A 460-nucleotide genomic window follows, 5' to 3' on the forward strand; every position below is an offset into this window, starting at 1 on the left:
TCCCTTGTATTGGGGACTACTCGTGTTGGAAAAACCCGCCTGGCAGAGTTGTTTATCACCCAAGACATCAGGCGTACCCGCCGTAGCCCCCGGCGCCGCGTTCATATGGGGCGACGCGTGCAACCCGTTCATCGAAGCCGGCGCAATGTAGAACTGGACCTGGACCGCGAAGTGGTGATTGTCTTCGATCCTAAAGGCGACGCAGACCTCCTGAAGCGCATGTACATCGAATGCAAGCGCGCAACCCGACTGGAGGAATTCTACGTGTTCCACCTGGGCTGGCCCGATCCCTCCGAGCGCTACAACGCCGTCGGCCGGTTTGGTCGGATCTCGGAGGTTGCCACCCGCATTGCCGGCCAACTTTCGGGGGAGGGCAATTCCGCGGCATTCCGGGAGTTCGCCTGGCGCTTCGTCAACATCATCGCGCGCGCCCTCGTGGCACTGGGACGTCGGCCGGACT

1 pseudogene is annotated in these 460 nt (G+C 62.0%); it reads left to right on the plus strand.

The features are described 5' to 3' along the window. Positions 1 to 460, plus strand: a pseudogene (locus JMV15_RS27960) (type IV conjugative transfer system coupling protein TraD); the annotation flags it as partial.

Source organism: Pseudomonas paracarnis, assembly GCF_904063055.1.
GTDB lineage: Bacteria > Pseudomonadota > Gammaproteobacteria > Pseudomonadales > Pseudomonadaceae > Aquipseudomonas > Aquipseudomonas paracarnis.